The 22,632-nt window shown below is 71.9% G+C and carries 22 protein-coding genes; 7 read left to right on the forward strand and 15 right to left on the reverse strand.

All coding sequences use genetic code 11. The features are described from left to right. The first annotated feature begins 87 nt into the window (after positions 1 to 87). The 4 genes from EUA94_RS02520 to EUA94_RS02535 are packed head-to-tail and all read left to right on the forward strand — an operon-like array spanning position 88 to position 4,183. Complete coding sequence (locus EUA94_RS02520) at positions 88 to 1,443, forward strand: MFS transporter (protein WP_129424359.1); 1,356 nt, start codon at positions 88 to 90, stop codon at positions 1,441 to 1,443. Next, the gene (locus EUA94_RS02525; protein WP_129424361.1) at positions 1,427 to 2,314 is read left to right on the forward strand and encodes a 1,4-dihydroxy-2-naphthoate polyprenyltransferase; all 888 of its coding nucleotides are present in this window, start codon (positions 1,427 to 1,429) and stop codon (positions 2,312 to 2,314) included. The genes EUA94_RS02520 and EUA94_RS02525 overlap by 17 nt, the downstream gene beginning before the upstream one ends. A gap of 51 nt (positions 2,315 to 2,365) precedes the next feature. After that, positions 2,366 to 2,875: a DUF1707 SHOCT-like domain-containing protein gene (locus tag EUA94_RS02530; protein ID WP_129424363.1), complete on the forward strand. Its 510-nt coding sequence runs from the start codon at positions 2,366 to 2,368 to the stop codon at positions 2,873 to 2,875. A gap of 51 nt (positions 2,876 to 2,926) precedes the next feature. Then, positions 2,927 to 4,183 carry a GNAT family N-acetyltransferase gene (locus EUA94_RS02535; RefSeq protein WP_129424365.1) on the forward strand — a complete coding sequence of 419 codons (1,257 nt, stop codon included), beginning with the start codon at positions 2,927 to 2,929 and terminating at the stop codon, positions 4,181 to 4,183. Here the strand turns inward: EUA94_RS02535 and EUA94_RS02540 are convergent. The 8 genes from EUA94_RS02540 to hemL form a co-directional block, all read right to left on the reverse strand. Beyond that, on the reverse strand, positions 4,170 to 5,240 hold the full coding sequence (locus tag EUA94_RS02540; RefSeq protein ID WP_165356773.1) for a DNA glycosylase AlkZ-like family protein: 1,071 nt from the start codon (positions 5,238 to 5,240) through the stop codon (positions 4,170 to 4,172). The genes EUA94_RS02535 and EUA94_RS02540 overlap by 14 nt on opposite strands. Before the next feature lie 2 nt (positions 5,241 to 5,242). Further along, the gene (locus tag EUA94_RS02545) at positions 5,243 to 5,506 is read right to left on the reverse strand and encodes a DUF4229 domain-containing protein (protein WP_129424369.1); all 264 of its coding nucleotides are present in this window, start codon (positions 5,504 to 5,506) and stop codon (positions 5,243 to 5,245) included. 130 nt (positions 5,507 to 5,636) lie between these two features. After that, positions 5,637 to 6,671: a c-type cytochrome biogenesis protein CcsB gene (gene ccsB / locus EUA94_RS02550; RefSeq protein WP_129424371.1), complete on the reverse strand. Its 1,035-nt coding sequence runs from the start codon at positions 6,669 to 6,671 to the stop codon at positions 5,637 to 5,639. Continuing rightward, a complete protein-coding gene (gene resB / locus EUA94_RS02555) occupies positions 6,668 to 8,302 on the reverse strand; it encodes a cytochrome c biogenesis protein ResB (RefSeq protein WP_242494631.1) in 1,635 nt (544 codons plus the stop codon). The genes ccsB and resB overlap by 4 nt, the downstream gene beginning before the upstream one ends. After that, complete coding sequence (locus tag EUA94_RS02560) at positions 8,299 to 9,045, reverse strand: cytochrome c biogenesis CcdA family protein (protein WP_129424373.1); 747 nt, start codon at positions 9,043 to 9,045, stop codon at positions 8,299 to 8,301. The genes resB and EUA94_RS02560 overlap by 4 nt, the downstream gene beginning before the upstream one ends. Beyond that, a complete protein-coding gene (locus EUA94_RS02565; protein ID WP_242494632.1) occupies positions 9,038 to 9,577 on the reverse strand; it encodes a TlpA family protein disulfide reductase in 540 nt (179 codons plus the stop codon). Before EUA94_RS02565 ends, EUA94_RS02560 begins: the two co-directional genes overlap by 8 nt. Positions 9,578 to 9,606: 29 nt before the next feature. Next, positions 9,607 to 10,284: a histidine phosphatase family protein gene (locus tag EUA94_RS02570; RefSeq protein WP_129424375.1), complete on the reverse strand. Its 678-nt coding sequence runs from the start codon at positions 10,282 to 10,284 to the stop codon at positions 9,607 to 9,609. Position 10,285: 1 nt separating this feature from the next. Next, a complete protein-coding gene (hemL, locus tag EUA94_RS02575; RefSeq protein WP_422879876.1) occupies positions 10,286 to 11,614 on the reverse strand; it encodes a glutamate-1-semialdehyde 2,1-aminomutase in 1,329 nt (442 codons plus the stop codon). A 179-nt stretch (positions 11,615 to 11,793) separates the two neighbouring features. Between hemL and EUA94_RS02580 the strand changes: the two genes are divergently transcribed. After that, a complete protein-coding gene (locus EUA94_RS02580; protein WP_207210369.1) occupies positions 11,794 to 12,990 on the forward strand; it encodes a lytic transglycosylase domain-containing protein in 1,197 nt (398 codons plus the stop codon). 181 nt (positions 12,991 to 13,171) lie between these two features. On the opposite strand, the gene hemB is transcribed toward EUA94_RS02580, so the two are convergent. From hemB to EUA94_RS02615, 7 genes are all read right to left on the reverse strand, one after another. Next, positions 13,172 to 14,170 (reverse strand): porphobilinogen synthase, encoded by a 999-nt coding sequence (gene hemB / locus EUA94_RS02585; RefSeq protein ID WP_129424379.1) that lies wholly within the window; start codon positions 14,168 to 14,170, stop codon positions 13,172 to 13,174. Continuing rightward, complete coding sequence (locus EUA94_RS02590; protein WP_129424381.1) at positions 14,167 to 15,822, reverse strand: bifunctional uroporphyrinogen-III C-methyltransferase/uroporphyrinogen-III synthase; 1,656 nt, start codon at positions 15,820 to 15,822, stop codon at positions 14,167 to 14,169. The genes hemB and EUA94_RS02590 overlap by 4 nt, the downstream gene beginning before the upstream one ends. Then, a complete protein-coding gene (gene hemC, locus EUA94_RS02595) occupies positions 15,819 to 16,763 on the reverse strand; it encodes a hydroxymethylbilane synthase (protein ID WP_129424383.1) in 945 nt (314 codons plus the stop codon). Before hemC ends, EUA94_RS02590 begins: the two co-directional genes overlap by 4 nt. Then, positions 16,760 to 18,049: a glutamyl-tRNA reductase gene (locus EUA94_RS02600; RefSeq protein WP_129424385.1), complete on the reverse strand. Its 1,290-nt coding sequence runs from the start codon at positions 18,047 to 18,049 to the stop codon at positions 16,760 to 16,762. Before EUA94_RS02600 ends, hemC begins: the two co-directional genes overlap by 4 nt. After that, a complete protein-coding gene (locus EUA94_RS02605; RefSeq protein ID WP_129424387.1) occupies positions 18,046 to 18,720 on the reverse strand; it encodes a redox-sensing transcriptional repressor Rex in 675 nt (224 codons plus the stop codon). Before EUA94_RS02605 ends, EUA94_RS02600 begins: the two co-directional genes overlap by 4 nt. Before the next feature lie 264 nt (positions 18,721 to 18,984). Then, positions 18,985 to 19,236: a glutaredoxin family protein gene (locus tag EUA94_RS02610; RefSeq protein WP_129424389.1), complete on the reverse strand. Its 252-nt coding sequence runs from the start codon at positions 19,234 to 19,236 to the stop codon at positions 18,985 to 18,987. 64 nt (positions 19,237 to 19,300) lie between these two features. Beyond that, positions 19,301 to 20,848, reverse strand: coding sequence for a class I adenylate-forming enzyme family protein (locus tag EUA94_RS02615; RefSeq protein ID WP_129424391.1), 1,548 nt, complete (start codon positions 20,846 to 20,848; stop codon positions 19,301 to 19,303). 52 nt (positions 20,849 to 20,900) lie between these two features. Between EUA94_RS02615 and EUA94_RS02620 the strand changes: the two genes are divergently transcribed. Together EUA94_RS02620 and EUA94_RS02625 are read left to right on the forward strand one after the other, a co-directional pair. Then, positions 20,901 to 21,785 (forward strand): HAD family hydrolase, encoded by an 885-nt coding sequence (locus EUA94_RS02620; protein ID WP_242494633.1) that lies wholly within the window; start codon positions 20,901 to 20,903, stop codon positions 21,783 to 21,785. Between the two features lie 88 nt (positions 21,786 to 21,873). Continuing rightward, positions 21,874 to 22,632: a sigma-70 family RNA polymerase sigma factor gene (locus tag EUA94_RS02625; RefSeq protein WP_129424395.1), complete on the forward strand. Its 759-nt coding sequence runs from the start codon at positions 21,874 to 21,876 to the stop codon at positions 22,630 to 22,632.

Consider the following 22,632-nt stretch of genomic DNA (forward strand, 5'->3'; position numbering starts at 1 on the left):
GACCGCACTCGGAGCGGATCGCCACCGAGACGCAGCGCACAGTAAATGGCAGGACGGTTGTCGGTGCCGCGGGCGACAATGACGGCGATGCTCACCGCACTGATCCGTTACGCCACTCCCCCGTCCTCGCTCGCCGGGAGACTCTCGCTGCAGTCCCTGATCTTCGCCTCCGGCGACGGCACCTTCCTGGCCGGCTCGGCGGTGTTCTTCACCATGGTCGTGGGCCTGTCGCTGGGCCAGATCGGCATCGGCCTCACCGTCGCCGCGATCGCGAGCTTCGTGGTGGCCGTCCCCATGGGCAAGCTGGTCGACCACTTCGGCCCCAAGCGGATGTGGTCGCTCAGCGCCGTGATCCAAGGCGCGCTGTTCTTCGCCTGGCCGTTCATCGACAGCTTCCCGGAGTACGTCGCCCTGGCAATTGCGATGGAGGTCGCTGGCACGCTGGGCGGGACGGCTCACGGCGCGTACGTCATCGACGTCCTGCCGCCGTCGGAGCGGGTCGAGTCGCGGGCGTACATGTACTCCGCCCTCAACGTCGGCTTCAGCCTCGGCGCCCTGATCGGTGGCGGGGCGATCGCCTTCGGCACCGATGTCGTGCGGTGGGCACCCCTGCTGAGCGCCGTGCTGTTCGTGGCCAACAGCGCCGCGATCCTGCGGCTGCCGGACGCCAGCCACGACGTGCGCAGCAGCGAACCGCGCGCCAAGCCGGAGGGCATCCCCGCGATCCGCAACCGGGCCTGGATCGCGGTCACCGCCTTCACCGGCGTCATGTGGACCAACCAGGTGCTGCTGCACACGGTGATCCCGGTGTGGCTGTTGACCGAGACCGACGCCCCCGAGGTGCTGGTCGCGATCCTGTTCGGCACCAACACGGTCATGTGCATCGTGCTCCCACGTCTGGCGTCCCGCGGCATCCACGACATCACCACGGCGCTGCGGGCGGTGCGGTTCTCCACCCTCTTCTTCGTGCTGACCTGCCTGATCACGCTCGCCACGCACGAGACCGTGGGCTGGCTGACGATCGCGATGTTCTTCCTGGGCCACGTCGTCCTCACCTGGGCCGAGCTCTTCCTGTCCGCGTCCGGCTGGACCCTCGAGGCCGAGCTGATGGACCCGCGGCGACGCGGCGACTACCAGGGCGTCTCAGAGCTCGGCGGCACCCTGGGCCGGTTCTGGGCGCCGGCCGTCTACGGCTTCCTCGCCATGGAGTGGGGCGCCTTCGGCTGGCTCACCATCGCTGCCATCGTCACCGCCGGAGCGGCGGGGCTGCACGTCGCGGCGCACGCCGGTCGACGCTTCCTCGAGGAGCACGTCCCGGCCGACGTGCTGGCCGACGCGCGCGCCGACGCCCCCGACACCGAGGACGCCGCAGCAGCGGGACCGCCCTCGCTGATGGATCCCGACGCTGCACTGCCAGAATCCACCGGTGACCTCATCCGCTGACTGGATCGCCGGCGCCCGGCCGCGCACCCTCCCTGCCGCCGTGGCTCCCGTCCTCGCCGGCACCGGAGTCGCGGCGTACGTCGACCAGGTTGCGCTCGTCGACCTCCAGTGGTGGAAGGCGCTCCTCGCCCTTGTCGTCAGCCTTGCCCTGCAGGTGGGCGTCAACTACGCCAACGACTACTCCGACGGCATCCGCGGCACCGACGCCGACCGGGTCGGCCCGATGCGCCTGGTCGGTTCCGGTCGGGCGACGCCGCGGGCCGTGAAGACCGCCGCCTTCGCGGCCTTCGGGGTCGCGGCCCTCGCCGGCCTCGTCCTCGCCGCCACGACCGCGTGGTGGCTCGTCGCCGTCGGTGTCGTCTGCGTCGTGGCCGCCTGGTTCTACACGGGAGGCGACAAGCCCTACGGCTACCTCGGCCTCGGCGAGGTCATGGTGTTCGTCTTCTTCGGGCTCGTCGCGGTGATCGGGACGACGTACGTGCTGACCGAGACCTGGGAGTGGCCCGCCCTCTACGCCGGGGTCGGCGTCGGTGCGCTCGCGTGCGCGATCCTCGTCGCCAACAACCTGCGCGACATCCCCACCGACACCGTTGCCGGCAAGCGCACGCTCGCGGTGCGGCTCAGCGACGAGCGCACCCGCTACCTGTACGCCTTCCTCGTGCTCGTCGCGGCGGCCGCGGTCGTCGCCGTCGCCTCGGCCACCACCTGGTGGGCGCTGCTCGGCCTCGGCTTCCTCGCGCGCGCCGCCGCCCCGACGCGGGCCGTCCTCTCCGGCGCGACCGGACCTGCCCTCATCCCGGTGCTGGCCGGCACGGGCGCTTCCGAGCTGGCCTGGTCGGTCCTCGTCGCCGTGCCCCTGCTGCTGGCCTGAGAATCCCGGGATTCTCCAGCCGGCCCGGCGCGGCCATGGGATTCTCGTGCCATGTCCCAGCAGCCCGACGAGACCGCACCGCTCGACGAGTTCGTGCAGCGACACATCGCCGACGCCACCCGTCGCCGCCGCGAACGGGAGGACGCCGAGGCGACGCTGCGCAGCAGCACGCTTGCCTCGGACACGGACCGGGACCTGACAGCCAACGTCCTCAATGACGCCTTCGCGCAGGGCCGGCTGACGTCGGAGGAGCACGCCGAGCGCACCACTCGCGCCTTCACCGCACGTACGCACGGCGACCTCGACCAGGTCCTGACCGGTCTCCAGGTCACTGCCGCACCGGCCCGCGTCCCCGGAGCCCGCAAGGTGGTCTTCTGGGGCGTCACGGTGATGACGTCACCGTTCCTGATGATGGGCCTCGGCCTGTTCCTCGCCGGCAGCGGCCTGGGCTCGCACATCGTCGGGTTCTTCCTCCTGATGCTCTTCGCGCCCGGCCTGTTCGCGCTGCACCGGTGGGCTTTCCCCAAGACCGCCGCGGCGCGCTGGCCGTCCACGCGCTGACCACGCGAAAACCCGTGGCCGCAGCAGCGCGCGCTCACTAGCGTCATCCGGGTGGACTACGACTTCGCCCTCCTCGACCTCGCGGACGACTCCGACGAGGCCACCGCGCGCCGGCGCGGCTGGATCGGCGCGGTGCTGCGCGGCTTCCGCGACCCCCGTCCCGACGACGAGATGATCACGCGCTGGGTCGACCACTACCGGAACGACCGCGTCAACGTGAGCGGCGCCTGGCTCCCCGAGGGCGAGTTCGGCGCGGGCCCGCTGCCGGTGGCGACGTACGCCAGCCTCGACAAGACCCTCAACGCCGGCCACGAGCTGCTGCCGCTGCGGATGATCACCGATGTCACCACCAGCCCGACCCACCGACGTCGCGGCCTCCTCACGCGACTCATCGAGGACGACCTGGCCGACGCCGTCGCCCAGGGCGTACCGGTCGCCGCGCTGACCGCCTCGGAGGCCACGATCTACGGCCGCTGGGGCTTCGGCCCGGCGACCTTCAACATGACGATCGAGCTCGACGCCTCCCCCGGCTTCGCGCTGCGCGACTTCACCGACCCCGGTCGCGTGGAGCTCGTCGAGCCCGCCGACGCCTGGGTCCACGTGAAGGGCGTCTTCGACACCTTCCACTCCCGGCAGCGCGGCTCGGTCGAGTGGCCCGCGCAGTACAAGGACATCCACACCGGCGCGTACGACTTCAACGACCGCAGCCCCAACTCGAAGGTACGTGCGGCGGTCCACCTCGACGCCGACGGGACGATCGACGGCTTCGTCGTCTACACGCCCGGCGAGAAGGGCGTGACCAAGGTCGACGAGATGGTCGCCCTCAACCCCGCAGCCCAGCTCAGCCTCTGGTCCTTCCTGGCCACCTCGGACCTGGTGAAGTCGGTGACCTTCAACATCGCCCACCCCGACGACCCGCTCCAGTGGGCGCTCGTCGACCTCAACCGGGTCAAGGTCACCGCACTCGGGGAGTTCCTCTGGATCCGGGTCCTCGACGTCGAGCGGGCCCTGGCCGCGCGGCCGTGGACCGCCGACGGACAGGTCGTCCTGGCCGTCGACGACCCGCAGGGCCACGCGTCCGGGCACTTCGCGGTCGAGACCTCCGGGGGCCGGGCGCGCGTGACCCGCACCGAGCAGCCCGCCGACGTCACCCTCACCGCTGAGACGCTGGGCTCGCTCTACCTCGGCGGTCCGCGGGTGAGCCTGCTGCATGCAGCCGGCCGCGTGCACGGCACCGCCGAGGCCGTACGCCGCTTCGCCGCGATGGCGGACCTCGTCGAGCCGCCCTATTGCCTCACGGGGTTCTGAGCAGGCCTTCCAGGCGCTCGACCTCGGCCGCCGCTTCGTCGGGCAGCTCGCCGGCGTCGAGCACGACCGCGCCGTCGTGGACCTTCCACGTGCCGCGGACCACACCGTCGACGAGGACGGGGTTGGCGCCGCGCGTCATCGCGGTGCGCTGTCGAGATGGCACGACCCAGGTGTCCTTGGTGCCCGGCCCCATCACCCAGTCGTCCTTGCCCGGCAGGAGCACGACTGACGTCTCCGGCCGTCCGGCGCCGAGCTCGTCGGCGTGCTCGGCGAGCAGCCACCGCCGATCACCCTCGACGTCGACCTCGACCAGGTCGGCCTCGAGGTCCGCCCACCAGCGGGTCAGCCGGGAGCGGCCGGCGCTGAGGCCCTCACCGAGCCAGTAGTCGAGGTGCTCGGGCGCCGCCGGGCCGTACGCGCCGAGGTAGTCGCGGATCGCGGCGGGGCCGGCCTCGTCGAGCGGCGGGATGGCGGCCCAAGCAGGTGCGGTCGCAGGGCTATGCAACGTCAAGGGCCCGTCGAGGTCTGGACCGAGCGCGACGTCGCCCTGCCACGCAAAGGGCTTGAGGAAGGTGTAGTTGGGCTCGGCGAACTCCTGCGCCAGGTGGCCGAAACGCGCGCGCCCCTCGAGCGCGTCGGCGACTGCCTGGGGAGACACGGGTCCGCCCGCCACGACGTCGCGCACGATCTCGCGCAGGTCGGGCCACTCGTCGGACTGCAGCCGGTAGTGCTCGACCCAGCTCTTCAGTGCCCACTGCCGGCCGGCGGCGCGCAGCGCGAGGTAGGCGCCGGCGGTCTCGGGAGCCATCAACTGGACGGAGCCGCGGAACGAGAACGTCCGCATCAACCGGCCGTCGGCCAGCGCCCGCGCCACCTCGCCCGGCGGTCCGGGCGACGCGAGCCGACGGCGTACGGCGAGGTCGGCATCGCTGCCGAAGATGGAGACGGCGCCCAACGTGCGCACGACCTCGGTCGCGTCGGCCGCACCACTGATGAGGTGCTGACGACGCAGCCGCCACGACAGCGCCTGCTGGCGCGTCACCGACGGCACAGGCACGGTCAGTCCGCGTCCTCGCGCGCCTTGCGCTCCTCGAAGGCCGCGGCAGCCTTGGCGGCGCGCGTCTCGACCCGTCGGGCGAAGGCCTCGCGCTGCCGCTCGAGGATGAAGTACGACGCGACGCCGGAGACCAGGAACGACAGCACCACGGCCCAGAACAGGTGGTAGCGGCCGTCGAAGGCCAGCGCCATGACGCCGATGATGACGCCGAACGAGGCGAGGAACAGCACGATCCGCAGGACGGTGTAGACCACGAACTCCTTCACGGCCACCAGCCTAGGTCTGCGCGACTACATTGGAGGAATGCTGAAGGTCGTGCTCGTCGTCGCCGCGATCGCGTTGCTCGTGTGGGTGCTCGTGAAGCTGATGCTGCGGCGCCTCGACGGAGGCGGTGCGTCACGTCCCCGGACGATGGGCCCCGACGACGACCCGGACTTCCTCCGTGGCCTCGACCGGCCCCGCAAGCCTGAGGACGACTGACCGCTCCTCGCCCACGCCGTCGGCGTACGAGTGCCGGCTCGTCGTGCTGAAGAAGTTGATGCCGATGAAGTTGAACCACAGCGTCGCGACACCGACGAGGGCCAGGATCGCCGCGTTGCGCCCGCGCCAGCCCGCCGTCGCGCGGGCGTGGAGGTAGGCGGCGTAGACCACCCAGGTGATGAAGGCCCACACCTCCTTGGGGTCCCAGTTCCAGTACGACGACCACGCCTGGTGCGCCCAGATCGGGCCAGAGATCAGCACCCCGAACGTCCACACCGGGAAGCCGAACGCGTGCATCCGGTAGGAGATCCGGTCCAGGGCCGGGAGCTCGGGGAGGCGGGCGAGGTAGCCCTTCTCCTTCGTCGAGCGGGCCTTGAGCAGGTAGAGGAGCGACGTGATCCCGCCGAGGGTGAACGCGCCGGTCGCGATGACGGCGGACACGACGTGGATCACCAGCCAGTAGGACTCGAGCGCCTCGGTGAGCGGGGCGACCGGCTCGTAGAGCCACAGGACGTCGGCGAGCAGCACGCACAGCACGAAGCCGACGACGATCGGGCCCAGCCAGGCGAGCCGCCAGCGGTTCGTGGTGGCGAGGAACAGCGCGACGACGACGAAGGTGCCGCTCAGCGTGAACTCGTACATGTTGCCCCACGGCACCCGGTTGGGGTCCGCGGCCATGCCGCGCCCGAGCAGCGCGATGAAGTGGGCCAGCGCGCCGATCCCGACCAGCAGGACGCCGAGTCGACCGGCCATCTCGGTGCGCGGGGCGACGTCCTGGTCGTCCGCGTCGTCGACGATCGTCCCGCCGCCGCCGGCCGCGACCGACTGCCGGACCGGCACGTCACGCAGCGCGGCCCACTGGACGGCGTACGCGAGCAGCGCGAGGAAGTAGACCACCCCGGCGGCCGCCACGCCCTGGTTGCTCAGGGTCTCCCACTGTGCGTCGGTCATGACCTGTCCTCTTCCTTGCTTCTCTGCTGGTTGATCTGCAGGCCGGCCACGATCCCGGCGAGCTCGGCGCGACCGGACTCCGGGTCGCTTCCGGAGGAGCGGTCGAGCCGCGCCACCTCCACCAGTGTGGTCCCGTCGTCCTGACGACGTGCCCGCACCCAGAGTCGGCGCGGTCGCACGAAGAGCGAGCCGAGCAGTCCGAGCAGCGCGACCACCATGCCGCCGAGGGCGACGAGCTTGCCGGGCGTACGGCTGATCTGGATCTTGTTCCACCGCTCGAGGCCCTCGAACGTCACGCTGCCGAGGTCGTCGGGGAGGGTCACGGTCTCGCCGGGCCGCAGGTCCATCCGGAAGGGCTGGCCGTCGGCCTTGGTGAGCCGGGTGGCCCTGGCCTTGTCGAGGACGTAGACCGACGAGGCGGAGCCGTCGTCCACGCCGATGTCGCCGGTCCAGACCTGGAGCGACACGAGCGGGTCGATGGCGTTGCCGAAGGCCGAGGACGGCATCGACAGGTTGCCGTCGGCGTCACGGCCCAGCTGGAAGGTCGGGTAGAAGGTGCCCTCCAGCCCGATCTGCGTCGGCTCGGCGAACGGGGCCTTGATCACCCCGAAGGACTCGAAGGTCTGGCCGTTGGTCGGCAGGAAGACGGCGGGACCGGACTTGGTCACGTTGCCCTCGCCGTCGCGGATCGTGATGACGGGCGCGTAGCCGTGGCCGATGAGGAAGATGTCGGTGTCGCCGATGGACAGCGGGTGGTTGACCTTCAGGTCGTACTGCTGCGTCGGCGCGTCCTTGTCGGTCTTGTAGTCGAGGTGCGCGACGAACTTGCGGGCCTGGCCGGCCCGGCGACCCTCGGTCATCCACTCGACGTCGAAGTCGGTGATCGTGAAGGTGAAGGGCTCCATCACGGCCGGGTCGAAGAGGCTGCCGGGGGCGAAGTCGTCGTACTGCGTGAGGTTGTTGGAGAAGCCGTAGTCGTCGCCGTTCAGCAGGATGACGCCACCCTTGTAGCCGAACAGGCTGCCGGTCGCGACGCCGACCAGCACGACGATCACGGCGAAGTGGAAGACCAGGTTGCCCGCCTCGCGGAGGTAGCCGCGCTCAGCCGCGACGGCGTCGGCACCCTCGGCCCGCTCGACGCGGAAGTGCCGTCGTCTGACGACCTTCTCAGCGCGGGCCAGGACGACGTCGGGGGCCTCGTCGGTCGTGTACGACGTGCTGTCCGGCAGGCGCGAGAGGTGGCGCGGCGCGCGCGGCGGTCGGGCGCCGATCGCGCGGGCGTACACGAAGAGGCGCGGCACGATGCAGCCGACGAGGGAGACCATCAGCAGGATGTAGATCGCGGAGAACCAGACCGAGCCGTAGACCGCGAACAGGTCGAGCCGGTCCCAGATCGGCGCCAGCCGTGGGTGGTTGTCGCGCCACTGCGCGACCGCGAGCGAGTCGATGTCCTCCTGCGGGATCACCGAGCCCGGGATCGCGGCGAGCGCGAGCAGCAGCAGGAGCACGAGCGCCGTACGCATCGACGTGAGCTGGCGCCAGGTCCACCGGGCGAGGGAGCGCGCGTCGAGGTCGGCGGGGAGCGCGGGCGCCTGGCGGTCGTCGGAGGGGCGACGGTCGAGCTGCGTCACACCGGCACCCAGAATCCGAGCACGGCACCCTGCAGCGCCTGCGCCAGCCGGTCCCACCAGCCACTCACGAGGAGCAGCCCGATGACGATCATCATCGCGCCACCGAGGCGCATGACCAGCACCTGGTGGCGGCGTACGACCGCGAAGGCGCGGATCATCCGGCGGTAGGCCAGGGCAGCGGCGATGAAGGGCAGCCCGAGACCGAGGGCGAAGACGCCCGACAGCACGGCGCCGCGCCCGGCAGTCGCCTCGTTGACCGACAGCAGGTTGATCGCGCCCAGTGTCGGCCCGACGCAGGGCGTCCACCCGACTCCGAAGAGGAACCCGAGCAGCGGCGCCGCGGCCAGGCCGACGGCCGGCACCCGGTGGATGCGCCAGTCACGCTGCAGGAAGCCGATGCCGCCGAGGAAGGCGATGCCGAGCAGGATCGTCAGGATTCCCAGCACGACGTTGAGCTCGCGCGTGTGGACGAACAGCCACGCGCCCGCCGCACCGGTGAGGCTGCCGAGCAGCACGAAGACGACGGAGAAGCCGAGGACGAACAGCACCGCTCCGGCGACCAGCCGGCTGCGCCGGGCGTCGGCGAGCTCACCGCCCGAGAGACCGGTGGCGTAGGACAGGTAGCCGGGCAGCAGCGGGATCACGCACGGGCTGAAGAACGACACCAGTCCGGCGAGCAGCGCGACGGGCAGCGCCAGCGCCATCGACCCGGACATCGCGGTGTCCTGGAACCAGTCACTCACCGAGCACCTTCTCGACGATCGAGACCAGGGTCTGCGGGGTGGGGATGCGGCCCTGGATCGACGCGGCGACCCGGCCGTCGGCGTCGAGCACCACCGTGCTCGGGATGGACCGCGGGGTCAGGGTGCCCGCGAAGGGCAGCAGGGCCGCGCCGTCGGGCGAGTAGACGGACGCGTAGCCCACGTCGAGCTTGCGGGTGAACGCGGCGGCGTCGTCCTGGGAGGCGTCGCGGATGTTGAGGCCGAGGAAGGTGACGTCGTCGCCGAGCTCCGCCGCCACCTCGTTGAGGTCGGGCTGCTCGACGATGCACGGGCCGCACCAGGACGCCCACACGTTGACGACCACGGGCTTGCCGCGGAGGTCGGCCAGGTCGACGTCGTTGCCGTCGAGGTCGGTGCCGGTCAGCTCGATCGGGCTCCCCCGGTCGACGGCCCGCACCTCTGTGGGCACGCCCTCACCGGAGATGTAGCCCTTGTCACCGGTGCCGGACAGGCTCGTGCAGCCCGCCAGGGCGACCAGGCAGACGAGTCCCACGAGAGGAGCGACGAGCAGGCGGAGGAACCTCAGGGCCGGTCCTCCTGCGGGGCGCCGCCGGCCGAGAACGGGGCCGACCGGTCGCCGGCGGGGATCAGGTCGCCCGCGGGCTCGGAGTAGCGCACCTGCACCATCCGGTCGTCGTCGAAGACGACGCTGGTGAGCGAGCAGAGCGTGCACTGGCGGTTCTTGGGGTGATGGATGTAGCTGCGCTTCTCGAGGAAGAGCCGCGTCGTCCAGATCGGCAGCTGGTGGGACACGATGACCGCCTCGTGGCCCGCCGCCGCGTCGCGCGCGTCGTGGATCGCGGCGACCATGCGCCCGGCGATCTCGTCGTAGGGCTCGCCCCACGAGGGCTTGAACGGGTTGTAGAGGTGGCGCCACAGGTGCGGGCGCTTCACGATCGTCATCGCGCCGTCGGCGAAGCTGAGCCCCTCGAAGTCGTTGGTCGACTCGATCACCCGCGGGTCGATGACCGGCGTGAGCCCGCGGACCGCGGCCAGCGGCGCGCCCGTCTCCTGGGCCCGCTCGAGCGGCGACGTACGCATGTGGACAATGTCGCGGTCGCCGACCGACTCGGCGATCCGCTGCGCCATCTGGTTGCCGAGGTCGGAGAGGTGGAACCCGTCGCGGCGGCCGTAGAGGACGCCCTCAGGGTTGTGGACCTCGCCGTGGCGCAGCAGGTGGACCGTGGTCTGCACACCCATGTCAGAAGCCTCCTGCCGTGGTGGCCGCGAGCGCGGCGGCCGGGAGCGCGTCGAGGATCGTCGAGACGGCGCGGTCGTCGTGGGCCGCGGAGACGAACCACGCCTCGTACGCCGACGGGGGGAGGTAGACCCCCTGGTCGAGCATCGAGTGGAAGAAGGCGGCGTAGGCCGCGGTGTCCTGCTGGCCGGCCTCGGCGAAGTCGCGCACCGGCGCCTCGCGGAAGAAGACCGAGAACATCGTGCCCGCGACCTGCACGGTGTGCGGCACCGATGCCGCGTGGAGGGCCTCGGAGACAGCCGCGCGGATCGTGGCGGCCGTGGCGTCGAGGTGGGCGTACACCTCGGGCGTGGCGAGCCGCAGCGTGGCAAGCCCGGCGGTGGTGGCCACCGGGTTCCCCGAGAGCGTGCCGGCCTGGTAGACCGACCCCTCCGGAGCGAGGTGGGACATGAGGTCGGCGCGGCCGCCGAACGCGGCGGCGGGGAAGCCGCCGCCCATCACCTTGCCGAAGGTCATCAGGTCGGGCACCCAGCCCTCGATGGCACCGTCCAGGCCCCAGCCGCCCTGCGCGGTGGCGCGGAAGCCGGTCATCACCTCGTCGCTGATGAAGAGCGCACCGTGAGCACGGCAGGTCTCGGCGAGGAAGGCGTTGAAGCCCGGCGCCGGCGGGACGACGCCCATGTTGCCGGGCGAGGCCTCGGTGATCAGGCAGGCGATGTGGGCCCCGTGGGCCTCGAAGGCGGCGAGCACGGCCGCGCGGTCGTTGTAGGGCAGGACCAGCGTCTCGGCGGCCGACGACGCCGGTACGCCACTGGTGCCGGGGACCGCCAGCGTCGCGAGCCCGGAGCCGGCCTCGGCCAGCAGCGTGTCGACGTGGCCGTGGTAGCAACCGGCGAACTTCACGACCAGGTCGCGGCCGGTGGCGCCGCGCGCCAGGCGGATCGCCGACATCGTCGCCTCGGTCCCGGACGAGACGAACCGGACCCGCTCGACCGGCGTACGCGCGACGATCTCCTCGGCGAGCTCGACCTCGGGCTCGGTGGGGGTGCCGTACGACGTGCCGCGGGCCACCGCGCCGGCGACGGCGGCCTGGACGTCGGGGTGGGCGTGGCCGAGCAGCATCGGCCCCCACGAGCAGATCAGGTCGACGTAGTCGTTGCCGTCGGCGTCGGTCAGCCAGGCTCCGGACGCCGAGGTGATGAAGCGGGGAGTGCCGCCGACGGCGGTGAACGCCCGGACCGGCGAGTTCACGCCTCCCGGCGTCACGGCGCGGGCACGCTCGAAGAGCGCCTCGCTGGCCGCGGTGGTGGCGGGCGTGCTCACGGGGGTCACCGGCTCATTGTCGCGTAGCCGCGCAAGCCGGCCACAGGCGGCTGCGCCCCTGCGGGTGGGATGTGGCTTGGCCCACAAGTGACTGGCGCGTAACTTGGGGGGATTGTTCCTCGTTGGAGGGTGTAGGTGAGCCCGGAGGGGGCATCATGACACCACCGCATCACAGGGGAGACCACCACATGTCGACATCCAGCCGACTCCACAGGGCGGCCACGATCGTCCCGTTGGCCGTGCTCAGTGCCGCCTGGACCGCCAGCCTCATCGGCGCGGGCGTGAACTCCGCGAGTGCCGACGTCGACGGCCCGGGCACGCTCCCGGACGGCACGGTTCTCCCCGCCTCCGCCATCGAGGCGCCCGCCAGCGTCGGCGACCCCGTCTCCCGCGCCGCCGCCCTCACCCCCGGCTCGGCCAGCAGCATCCCGCAGGCCGCGCTGTCGGCCTACCAGCGCGCCGAGGCCGTGATCAACCAGGCCGACCGCGGCTGCCGCCTCCCGTGGGAGCTCATCGCCGCCATCGGTCGTGTCGAGTCCGACCACGGTCGCTTCGGCGGCAACGTCCTCGACGACGAGGGCGTCGCCCGGCCGGGCATCTACGGCATCCCGCTCAACGGCAAGAACAACACCCAGAGCATCAGCGACACCGACGCCGGCCAGTACGACGACGACACCCGCTGGGACCGCGCCGTCGGCCCGATGCAGTTCATCCCCTCGACCTGGTCGGTCGTGGGCGTGGACGGCGACGCCGACGGCACCCGCAACCCGCAGGACATCGACGACGCGGCGCTCGCGACCGCCGTCTACCTCTGCTCCGGCGACGACGACCTGTCCGCGGAGAAGGGTCAGCGCGCCTCGGTCTACCGCTACAACCACTCCAACGAGTACGTCGACCTGGTCCTGTCGATCATGCAGGCCTACATGGACGGCGACTTCAGCGCGGTGCCGACCTCGACCCTCACCACCGGCGTGATCATGCCCGAGACCAGCGGCTCCGGCTCCGGCTCCGGCGGCAAGGGTGACAACGGCGGCAAGAGCGGCGGCGACAACGGAGGAAAGGGCGGCGGCAAGGGCAGCAACACCCCGACGCCCACGCAGACTCCGTCTGCCACTCAGACGCCCAGCCCGACGCAGTCCCCCACCCCGACTCAGACGCCGACGCAGTCGCCCACCCAGAACCCGACGACCAACCCGGTGCCGACCCAGACGCCGACGCAGACCGTCGTGCCGACGACGCTGCCGCCGCTCCCGACGGCCACGATCACGCAGACCCTCACGCTCGCCGAGGCCCTCGCGATGTGCACTGCTCAGGGCGTCATCGACCTCCCGCTCACCGGCCCCAACGAGCTGCTGGACTGCGCCAACAAGCTCCTCAACCCCTGAGGGTCGCCCCGGATCGATCCGTCGTGAGCGGTGGCCCAGCCACAGTCCGTCTTGCCGACATGTGGCACCACAACCGCCACCCCGCGCGTCGTACGAGGGCACGCTGGCCAGCGGTGACCCAGCCACACTCTCCGAGCCGAGAAGGTGGCTCCACCACCGCTCCGGCGGGGCCGGACGACGGTCAGCGGCGCAGCAGGCGGGCGGCCTCGGAGGCCCAGTAGGTGAGGATCACGTCCGCGCCCGCGCGGCGGATCGAGGTGAGGGTCTCCAGGATGGCGGCCTCGCGGTCGATCCAGCCGTTGGCGGCGGCGGCCTCGACCATGGAGTACTCGCCGGAGATGTTGTAGGCCGCGACCGGGATGTCGACGGCGTCGCGCACACGGCGTACGACGTCGAGGTAGGCGAGGGCCGGCTTCACCATCACGATGTCGGCGCCCTGCTCCACGTCGAGCAGCACCTCGCGTACGCCCTCGACGGCGTTGGCCGGGTCCTGCTGGTAGGTGCGGCGGTCGCCGACGAGCGAGGAGTCGACGGCCTCGCGGAACGGCCCGAAGAACGCGGAGGCGTACTTCGCGGAGTAGGCGAGGATCGAGACGTGGTGGGCTCCTGCGGCGTCCAGCGCCTGCCGCACCACGCGGACCTGGCCGTCCATCATCCCGCTGGGACCGACCATGTCGACGCCGGCCGCGGCCTGCGCGAGCGCCATCCGGGCGTACGCCTCCAGCGTCTGGTCGTTGTCGACGTCACCGTCGGGCGTCAGCAGACCGCAGTGTCCGTGGTCGGTGAACTCGTCGAGGCACAGGTCCGACATCACGGTGAGCTGGTCGCCGACCTCGGCCACCACGTCGGTGATCGCGAGGTTGAGCACGCCGGCGGGGTCGATGCCGCCCGAGCCGGTGGCGTCCTTGGTCTCCGGGATGCCGAAGAGCATCACGCCACCCAGGCCGAGCTCGGCCGCCTCGTTGACGGCGCGCTTGAGCGAGTCGCGCGAGTGCTGCACCACGCCGGGCATCGAGGAGATCGGCCGGGGCTCGGTCGCGTTCTCCCGGATGAACACCGGGAGCACCAGCGAGCTCGGTTGCACCGACGTCTCGGCCACCATCCGGCGCAGCGCAGGAGTGCGCCGCAGCCGTCGGGGCCGGACGAGCGGCGTCTCGAGCTCGCGGTGCTCCTCGGTCACTTGGCGCGTGCCTTCCGGCGACCCGACGCCGTGCGCTCGCTCGGCCGGGTGACGGGCTCGCCGTTCTCCAGCATCGCCAGGCGGCGGGCGGAGCCGAAGTCGGCGAGGGCGTCGACCAGGACCTCCACGTCGGGCGTCGGCGAGAGCACGTCGACCCGCAGGCCGTGCTCCTCCGCCGTCTTCGCGGTGGCCGGGCCGATCACGGCGATGATCGTCGATGGGTGCGGCTTGCCGGCGATGCCGACCAGGTTGCGCACCGTCGAGGACGACGTGAAGACGACCGCGTCGAACTTGCCGGTCTTGATCGCGTCGCGAACCGGAGCCGGTGGCGGCGTGGCCCGCACCGTGCGGTAGGCCGTGACGTCGTCGCACTCCCAGCCGAGGTCGATCAGGCCGGCGACCAGGTTCTCGGTCGCGATGTCGGCGCGCGGCAGGAAGACCCGGTTGATCGGGTCGAGCACGTCGTCGTACGGCGGCCAGTCCTCGAGCAGGCCGGCGGCGGACTGCTCACCGGACGGGACGAGGTCGGCACGCAGGCCCCAGTCGGCGATGGCCTGGGCCGTCTTGTCGCCGACAGCGGCGATCTTGAGGCCGGAGAAGGCGCGGGCGTCGAGGCCGTAGTCCTCGAACTTCTCGCGTACGGCCTTGACCGCGTTGACCGAGGTGAACGCGATCCACTCGTAGCGGCCCTCGACGAGACCGCGGACGGCCTTGTCCATCTGGAGCGGGTTGCGGGGCGGCTCGACCGAGATGGTCGGCACCTCCTCGGGCACCGCGCCGTAGTCGCGCAGCCGGCGCGACAGCGAACCGGCCTGCTCCTTGGTGCGGGGCACCAGCGCGCGCCAGCCGAAGAGCGGCTTGGTCTCGAACCACGACAGGGTCTCGCGCAGGTCGACGACGTCGCCGATCACGGTGATCGCCGGCGGCGCGATGCGCGCGGAGCGTACGTCGGCGGCGATGTGCTCGAGCGTGGAGATGAGGGTCTGCTGCTCCGTCGTGGTGCCGACGCGGGTCATCGCGACGGGCGTCTGCGGCGAGCGGCCGGCCTCGATCAGGGCCTCGGCGGTCTGGGCGATGGTGCCTACGCCGGAGAGGAGGACGAGCGTGCGGTCGTCGCCGTACACCGACCAGTCGATCTTCTCGCCGCAGGTGACGACGGCCATCTCCTTATGGCGCTTGGTGGTCAGCGGGATGCCGGCGTAGGCCGGGACCGCGCTCACCGAGGAGACGCCCGGGACGACCTCGAAGCCGACGCCCGCCTTGACGCAGGCCTGCGCCTCCTCGGGGCCGGAGGCATAGAGGAAGGGGTCGCCCGTCATCAGGCGGACCACGCGCTGTTTCTTGCCGTGGCGTACGACGACCTTGGCGCGGGCGGCGTGCGTGAGCGGCTGGCCGTCCTCGCCGAAGCCGCCGTCGACGATCTCCGGGCCGTCCCACTGGCCGTCCGCGCCCTCGGCGAGGCCGAGGACCGAGCGGACCAGGTCGAGGTGGTCGGGGGCCTCGGTGACGATGACCTCGGCGCTCTGCAGGAGCTCCACGGCACGCACGGTCAGCAGACCCGGGTCACCGGGTCCACTGCCGACGAACGACACCCAGCCCTGGGTCGCACCCTTGTCGTGGCTGTTGGCCTGCGGGGTCTGTACTCGCGTCATGCGTGCTGGTTCCTCACTGGTGGTGCGTGCATCAGGTCTGCTGCTCCGTCGTCGAGCATGTCGCTCGCGAGTCGTCTGCCGAGCTGTTCGGCCTCGGTGACCGGGCCGGTGGCGCTCATCCGTACGGACAGGCCACCGTCCTCGGAGAGGGCCACGGCGCGTAGCCACAGCTCCTCCCCGTCCTCGCCCTCGACCACCTCTGCCAGAGCACCCACCGGGGCGGAGCAACCGGCCTCGAGGGTGGTGAGCACCGCGCGTTCCGCGGTGACCGCGGCACGGGTGGAGGCGTCGTCGAGCTGGGCCAGGGCGGCCACGAGGTCGGTGTCGCCGGAGCGGCACTCGACGGCGAGGGCACCCTGCCCGGGGGCGGGAAGCATCTGGAGGGGGTCGAGCACCTCGGTGATCTCGTCGAGGCGGCCGAGGCGGGCCAGGCCGGCCCGGGCGAGAACGACCGCGTCGACCTCGCCGTCGCGGACCTTGCGGATCCGGGTGTCGACGTTGCCGCGGATGCCTTCGATGGCGAGGCCGAGGCCGAGCGCCTCGAGCTGGCTCACCCGGCGCGGGGAGCCGGTGCCGAGACGGCTGCCGACCGGCAGCTCGCCGAGCGTCAGGCCGTCACGGGCGACGACGGCGTCGCGGGGGTCCTCGCGCAGCGGGATCGCGGCCAGCGCGATGCCGTCGGCGGGTGTCGTGGGGAGGTCCTTGAGCGAGTGGACGGCGACGTCGACCTCACCGGCGAGGAGGGCGTCGCGCAGGGCGCTGACGAAGACTCCGGTGCCGCCGATGGTCGCGAGCGGGGCGGCGCTGCGGTCGCCCTCGGTCGAGACCGTGACCAGCTCGACCTCGCGGCCGAGGCGCTCGCGGATGAGGTCGGCGACAAGGCCGGACTGGGTGGTGGCCAGTGCGGACGCGCGCGTGCCGAGGCGGAGTGCGACTGTCATGGCTGCTTGCCCTCCGCCCGGGAGATGGCGTCCACGGCTTCGGGGTCGAGGCGGAACAGTTCGGCCAGCGCGGCCGTGTAGGAGACGGCCGGCTCGGCGTCGGCGAGCTCCTTGACCCGGACCGTCGGCTCGTGGAGCAGCTTGTCGGCGACGCGACGCACGGTCTGGAGCACCTCGGCGCGGGTGGCCTCGTCGAGGGCGGGGAGGCGGGTCGCGAGCCGCTCCATCTCGGCGTCGACGACGTTCGTGGCCATCGAGCGCAGCGCCACGACGGTCGGGGTGACGCTGGCCTGGCGGCGTACGGCCAGGAAGGCGGCGATCTCCTGCGCGACGATCGTGCGTACGTCCTCGACGCCGGCCGTGGCCTCGAGGCCGCGCAGCTCGTCGGCGAGGCCGGCCAGGCTGATCAGGTCGACGCCGGGCAGGTCGGCCACGGACGGGTCGACGTCGTGGGGCAATGCGAGGTCGATGACGGACAGCGGGCGCTGGTCGCCGGCACGGGCCGTGACCACGTCGCCGAGCCGGACGAGCGGCTCGGGGGCACCGGTGCACGACACGACGAGGTCGGCCCGGGGCAGCTCGTCGGCGAGCGCCGACAGCGGGGCAGACGAGGCGCCGTACTCCGCGGCGAGCCGGTCGGCGCTGGCGGACGTGCGGTTGAGCACGGTGATGCTGGCAGCACCGCCGCGGGAGAGGTGGGCGGCGGCGAGGGACGCCATCGCACCCGCGCCGATCACGAGGGCGCGGGCACCCGCGACGGGCACCGAGCTGCGCTCGAGCGCGGCGCTGACGAGCGACGGGGCGGCCCGGTCGATGTCGGTCTCGGCGTGGGCGCGCTTGCCGACACGCAGGGCCTGCTGGAAGAGCGTGTTGAGTGCCGGGCCGACCGTGCCGTGCTCCTGGCCGACGCGCAGGGCGTCCCGGGTCTGGCCGAGGATCTGGCCCTCGCCGACGACCATCGAGTCGAGGCCGGCGGCAACCTGGAAGAGGTGCGAGACCGCGCCCTCGTCGTAGTGGACGTAGAGGTGCGGCAGCAGCGCCTCGGCCGACTGCTCGGCCCGCGCGACGAGGAGTCCGGACAGGTCCTCGACGCTGCCGTGGAAGCGGTCGACCTCGGCGTAGACCTCGAGCCGGTTGCAGGTGACGATCGCGGTGGCCTCGGTGACGTGCTCGCCGGCGACGACGTCAGCGATCAGCTTCGCGGTCGCGTCGGCGTCGAGGACGAGTCGCTCGAGCAGCTCGACCGGTGCGGACTTGTGGGAGATCCCCACGACGAGGACGCTCATGACGCGTCCTCCGATCCGGGCGCGACCGCCTTGCGCTGCTCGTGGTAGGCGAGGATCTGCAGCTCGATCGACAGGTCGACCTTGCGTACGCCGACGCCTTCGGGCACCGCGAGGACGCTCGGCGCGAAGTTGAGGATGCTGGTGATGCCCGCGGCCACCATCCGGTCGGCGACGGCCTGGGCAGCGACGGCGGGCGTGGCGATGACGCCGATGGACACGTCGTTGTCGCTGACGATCGACTCGAGGTCCTCGAAGGAGCGCACGTCGAGCCCGGCGACGACCTCGTCGTGGCGGGTCGGGTCGGCGTCGAGCAGCGCGACGACGCGGAACCCGCGGCTGCGGAACCCGGAGTAGTTGGCGAGCGCGTGGCCGAGGTTTCCGATGCCGACGATGACCACGGGCCAGTCGTGCGTCACGCCGATCTCGCGGGCGATCTGGTAGCGGAGGTACTCCACGTCGTAGCCGACACCGCGGGTGCCGTAGCTGCCGAGGTAGGAGAGGTCCTTGCGCAGCTTGGCGCTGTTGACGCCTGCCGTGGCCGCGAGCTCCTCGCTGGAGCAGGTGGTGGTGCCGTCCTCGGCAAGGCCGATGAGGGCACGCAGGTACACGGGAAGCCGAGCGACGGTTGCCTCGGGAATGTCCCGGGCAGAGTCGGGGGTCCGTGCGGTCACAGCTGCTTCTTTCCAGTCCCGCGAACCTCGCGTGACCCCGTCACTGTAGGAGTTTGTGAACGGGAGAACAAAACGAGAGAACGGGCGGCTAGCACATGTGAGATGACCCACCCGTGGCGGGTGTCGACACCGCCCTCTTCGTGTGGTGACCGCCGCGCTTTTCGGGCGGGCCAACGGACCGAACGCACCCGGCCCCCGACCGCATACGCCTGCCTGCGGCCGCCGCGGGATCGTTGGGTCCGTCGGTCGGCTCGGTCTGGGGGACTACTCGACCACCGGAGCGAGGGCGGCGCGGAGGCGGGCCTCGTCGACCCGCCAGAAGTCGTGCTGCCGGCCGTCGACGAAGGTCACCGGGACCTCGTCGCCGAAGCGGTCCGCGAGGTCACCGTCGGCATCGACGTCGACCTCGTCGTACGACTCCCCCAGGTCTGCGCAGACCCGCGCCACGATCTCGCGCGCGGCCTCGCACAGGTGGCACCCGGCGCGGGAGTAGAGGGTGACGCGCGCTGCGCTCATCCGGGGTCCCCGCGGCGTTGTTCGGGGGAGCGAAGCGGAGGAGAAGAACGGCGTGGGGTGGTCATCACAGGAGACCTTCGTCGATCCGGCGCCGCTCGATCCCGCGCAGGCGTCCCTTCTGGACCTTGCCGGTGACGGTGAGCGGGAGGGTGTCGACGACCTCGATGCGCGTCGGCTGCTTGAACCGGGCCAGCCGCACGATCGTGTGCGCCCGTACGGCCTCCTCGAGGTGCGTCATCGGGCGGGACGCGACGACGTACGCCACCACCGCCTCGCCGGTCTCGGGGTCGGGGACGCCGATGACCGCGGCCTCGGAGACGCCGTCGACCTCGCGGATGACGTCCTCGACCTCGGTCGGGTAGACGTTGAAGCCGCTGACGATGACGAGCTCCTTGACCCGGTCGACCAGGAAGAGGTCGCCGCTCGGGTCGAGGAAGCCGACGTCACCGGTGCCGTACCAGCCGTCGGCGTCCGGGCCGTCGGACGCGTCGGGCCAGTAGCCGCTGAAGAGGTTGGCGCCGCGCACCTGGATCTCGCCCGGGTCCTCGCCGCTGACCGGGCGCCGGGTCTCGTCGACGAGCCGCAGCTCGATGCCGGGCAGCGCTGCACCGACCGAGCCGGCCTGGTTGGTCCGGCTGCAGAGTGTGCTCGTGACGGCCGGCGAGGCCTCGGTCAGGCCGTAACCCTGGTGCACCGGGATGCCGGTGATCGAGGTGAACTGCTCGATCACCTCCGGCTCGAGCGGCGCCGATCCGGACAGCACGAGGCGCACCGGGCCGAGGCGCTCGCGCAGGTGCTCGTCGGGCAGCCAGTGGGTGAAGACGGGTGGGGCGATCGGGACGACGCTGCACGCCTCGTCGTCGATCAGGTCCAGCACCGCCTGCGGCTCGAACTGCTCGACCAGCAGCAGCCGCGCGCGGTGCCGCAGCACCCCGCCGAGGACGGCGTTGAGCCCGTAGACGTGGAAGAGCGGCAGCACGCCGAGCACGACGTCGTCACCATGCATCATCGGCGGCTCGACGGCGGCGACCTGCTCGATGTTGGCGAGGAGCGCGCGGTGGCTGAGCATCGCGGCGCGCGGGCGACCGGACGTGCCGCTGGTGTAGAGGAGGGCGGCGAGCTTCTCCGGGTCCGGCAGCGGCGGCACGGGGCGTACGACGTCCGCGCGCAGCGCGTCGAACCCGATCTCGCCCGGCCCGGGCTCGGCTCCCGTCACGACCACGATGGGGGCGGCGACGTCCTGCATCTCGGCCAGCGCCGCGCGGACGACGTCGAGCGCGGTCTCGTCGACGACGACGAGCCGGGTGCCGGAGTCGGCGATCATCCGAGCCACCTCGCCCGGTGCCGAGCGGGGGTTCACCGGGACGGCCACCACCTGCGCACGCAGCACGCCGAGGTAGGCCGTCACGAACTCGATCCGGTTGCCGATCACGATCATCACCCGCTGGCCGGCGCGGATGCCGTGGGCGCCGAGCCCGGTCGCGATCCGGGCGACCTCGTCCTCCAGGCCGGCCCAGGTGAGGGTGCGACCGCCGCTCTCGACGAGGGCCTGTCGCTCGGGGACGTCGACCGCCGCCTCGGCCACGAACGTGGAGACGTCGTTGCGCGGCATGCGCCGATACTTCCACAGCCTGGCGCCCCAGAGGCACGGCTACGCTGCTCCGGTGACCCCTCCGGAGCGACCCCGCAGGCTCAACCTGCAGCAGCGCTCGGTGCTCGCGGGCGAGGCCGCGGCAGCAGCAGCGGAGGTCGAGAGCGCGCTCACCCTGCCGAGCGACCCGAGCGCCGCGGCGTTCTTCGACGTCGACAACACGGTCATGCAGGGCGCCAGCATCTTCCACTTCGCGCGCGGGCTGCACCGCCGCAAGTTCTTCACCACTCGCGAGATCGCCGGCGCCGCCTGGAAGCAGGCCTACTTCCGGATCGTCGGCGTCGAGGACCCGGCCCACGTGGCCGAGGCCCGCGCCTCCGCGCTCTCCTTCATCGCCGGGCACACGACCGCCGAGCTCGAGGAGCTCGGCGAGCTGATCTTCGACGAGGCGATGGCGCACCGCATCTGGCCCGGCACCCGGGCGCTCGCCCAGCTCCACCTCGACGAGGGGCAGCGGGTCTGGCTGGTGACGGCGGCCCCCATCGAGATCGCCAGCATCATCGCCCGGCGGCTCGGACTGACCGGCGCCATGGGCACCGTGGCCGAGCACGTCGACGGCGTCTACACCGGCCAGCTGGTCGGCGACCTGCTGCACGGCCCGGCGAAGGCCGAGGCGATCAAGGCGCTGGCGGTTCGCGAGGGGCTCGACCTGGCGCGCTGCTCGGCGTACTCCGACTCCAGCAACGACCTCCCGATGCTCTCCCTGGTCGGCGACCCCTGCGCCATCAACCCGGACTCGCGACTGCGGTCGCACGCCAAGGCCCAGGGCTGGCGGATCCGGGACTACCGCACCGGTCGCAAGGCCGCCCGCGCCGGGCTGGTGGCGGCCGCCGTGGCCGGCGCGGTGTCCGGAGCAGTCGCCGCGGGCGTCAGCGTCCGGGGGCGCGACCGTTCCTGACCTTGTGTAACTCGTAGTTACTCACGGGTTCACAGGGACGCTGCAGCCGTTTATCGTGAAGACTGCTGCAACTGGGAGGGACCACCGCATGCATGCCCTGGAGGAAGGCCTCGACGCGCTTCGGCGTGCGGTGTGGGCTGCCCTCTCGCCGCAGCTCGCCGGCGGCATCCTCTACGCCGAGACGGCCCTGCCCGGATCGGCCCCGCTCCCGACCGGCGAGGGCCGCGGCGGCGCCTCCGGCTCCAGCCCGGTCGGCGACGAGGACCAGGCCACCTCCTCGGAGCTCGACGGTGCCGAGCGCGAGCGCCTGATCGCGCTCGTCGAGCTGGCCCGCGCGGGCGACAAGGACGCCTTCGGGCTGCTCTACGACCACTACCAGGCGTCGGTCTACCGCTTCCTCTACTACCGCACGCGCTCGCAGGCGCTCGCCGAGGACCTCACCTCGGAGACCTTCTTCCGCGCGCTGCGGAGCATGAACAACTTCCGGTGGCAGGGCAAGGACTTCGGCGCCTGGCTGATGACCATCGCCCGCAACCTCACCACCGACCACTTCAAGGCCGGCCGCACGCGCCTCGAGATGACCACCGAGGACATGTCGCCGCACGACGACGCGACCGAGGGCCCGGAGAGCGCCGTGCTCGCCGGGCTGACCAACGAGGCGCTGCTCACCGCCCTCACGAAGCTGCCCGACGAGCAGCGCGAGTGCCTGATCATGCGCTTCCTGCAGGGGATGTCGATCGCCGAGACGGCGAAGGCCCTCAGCCGTTCCGACGGCGCCGTGAAGCAGCTCCAGCTGCGCGGCGTACGCAATCTGGCGAAGCTGCTGCCGGAGGGGTTGAGAGACTGA

Source organism: Nocardioides zhouii (assembly GCF_004137345.1).
Lineage (GTDB): Bacteria > Actinomycetota > Actinomycetes > Propionibacteriales > Nocardioidaceae > Nocardioides > Nocardioides zhouii.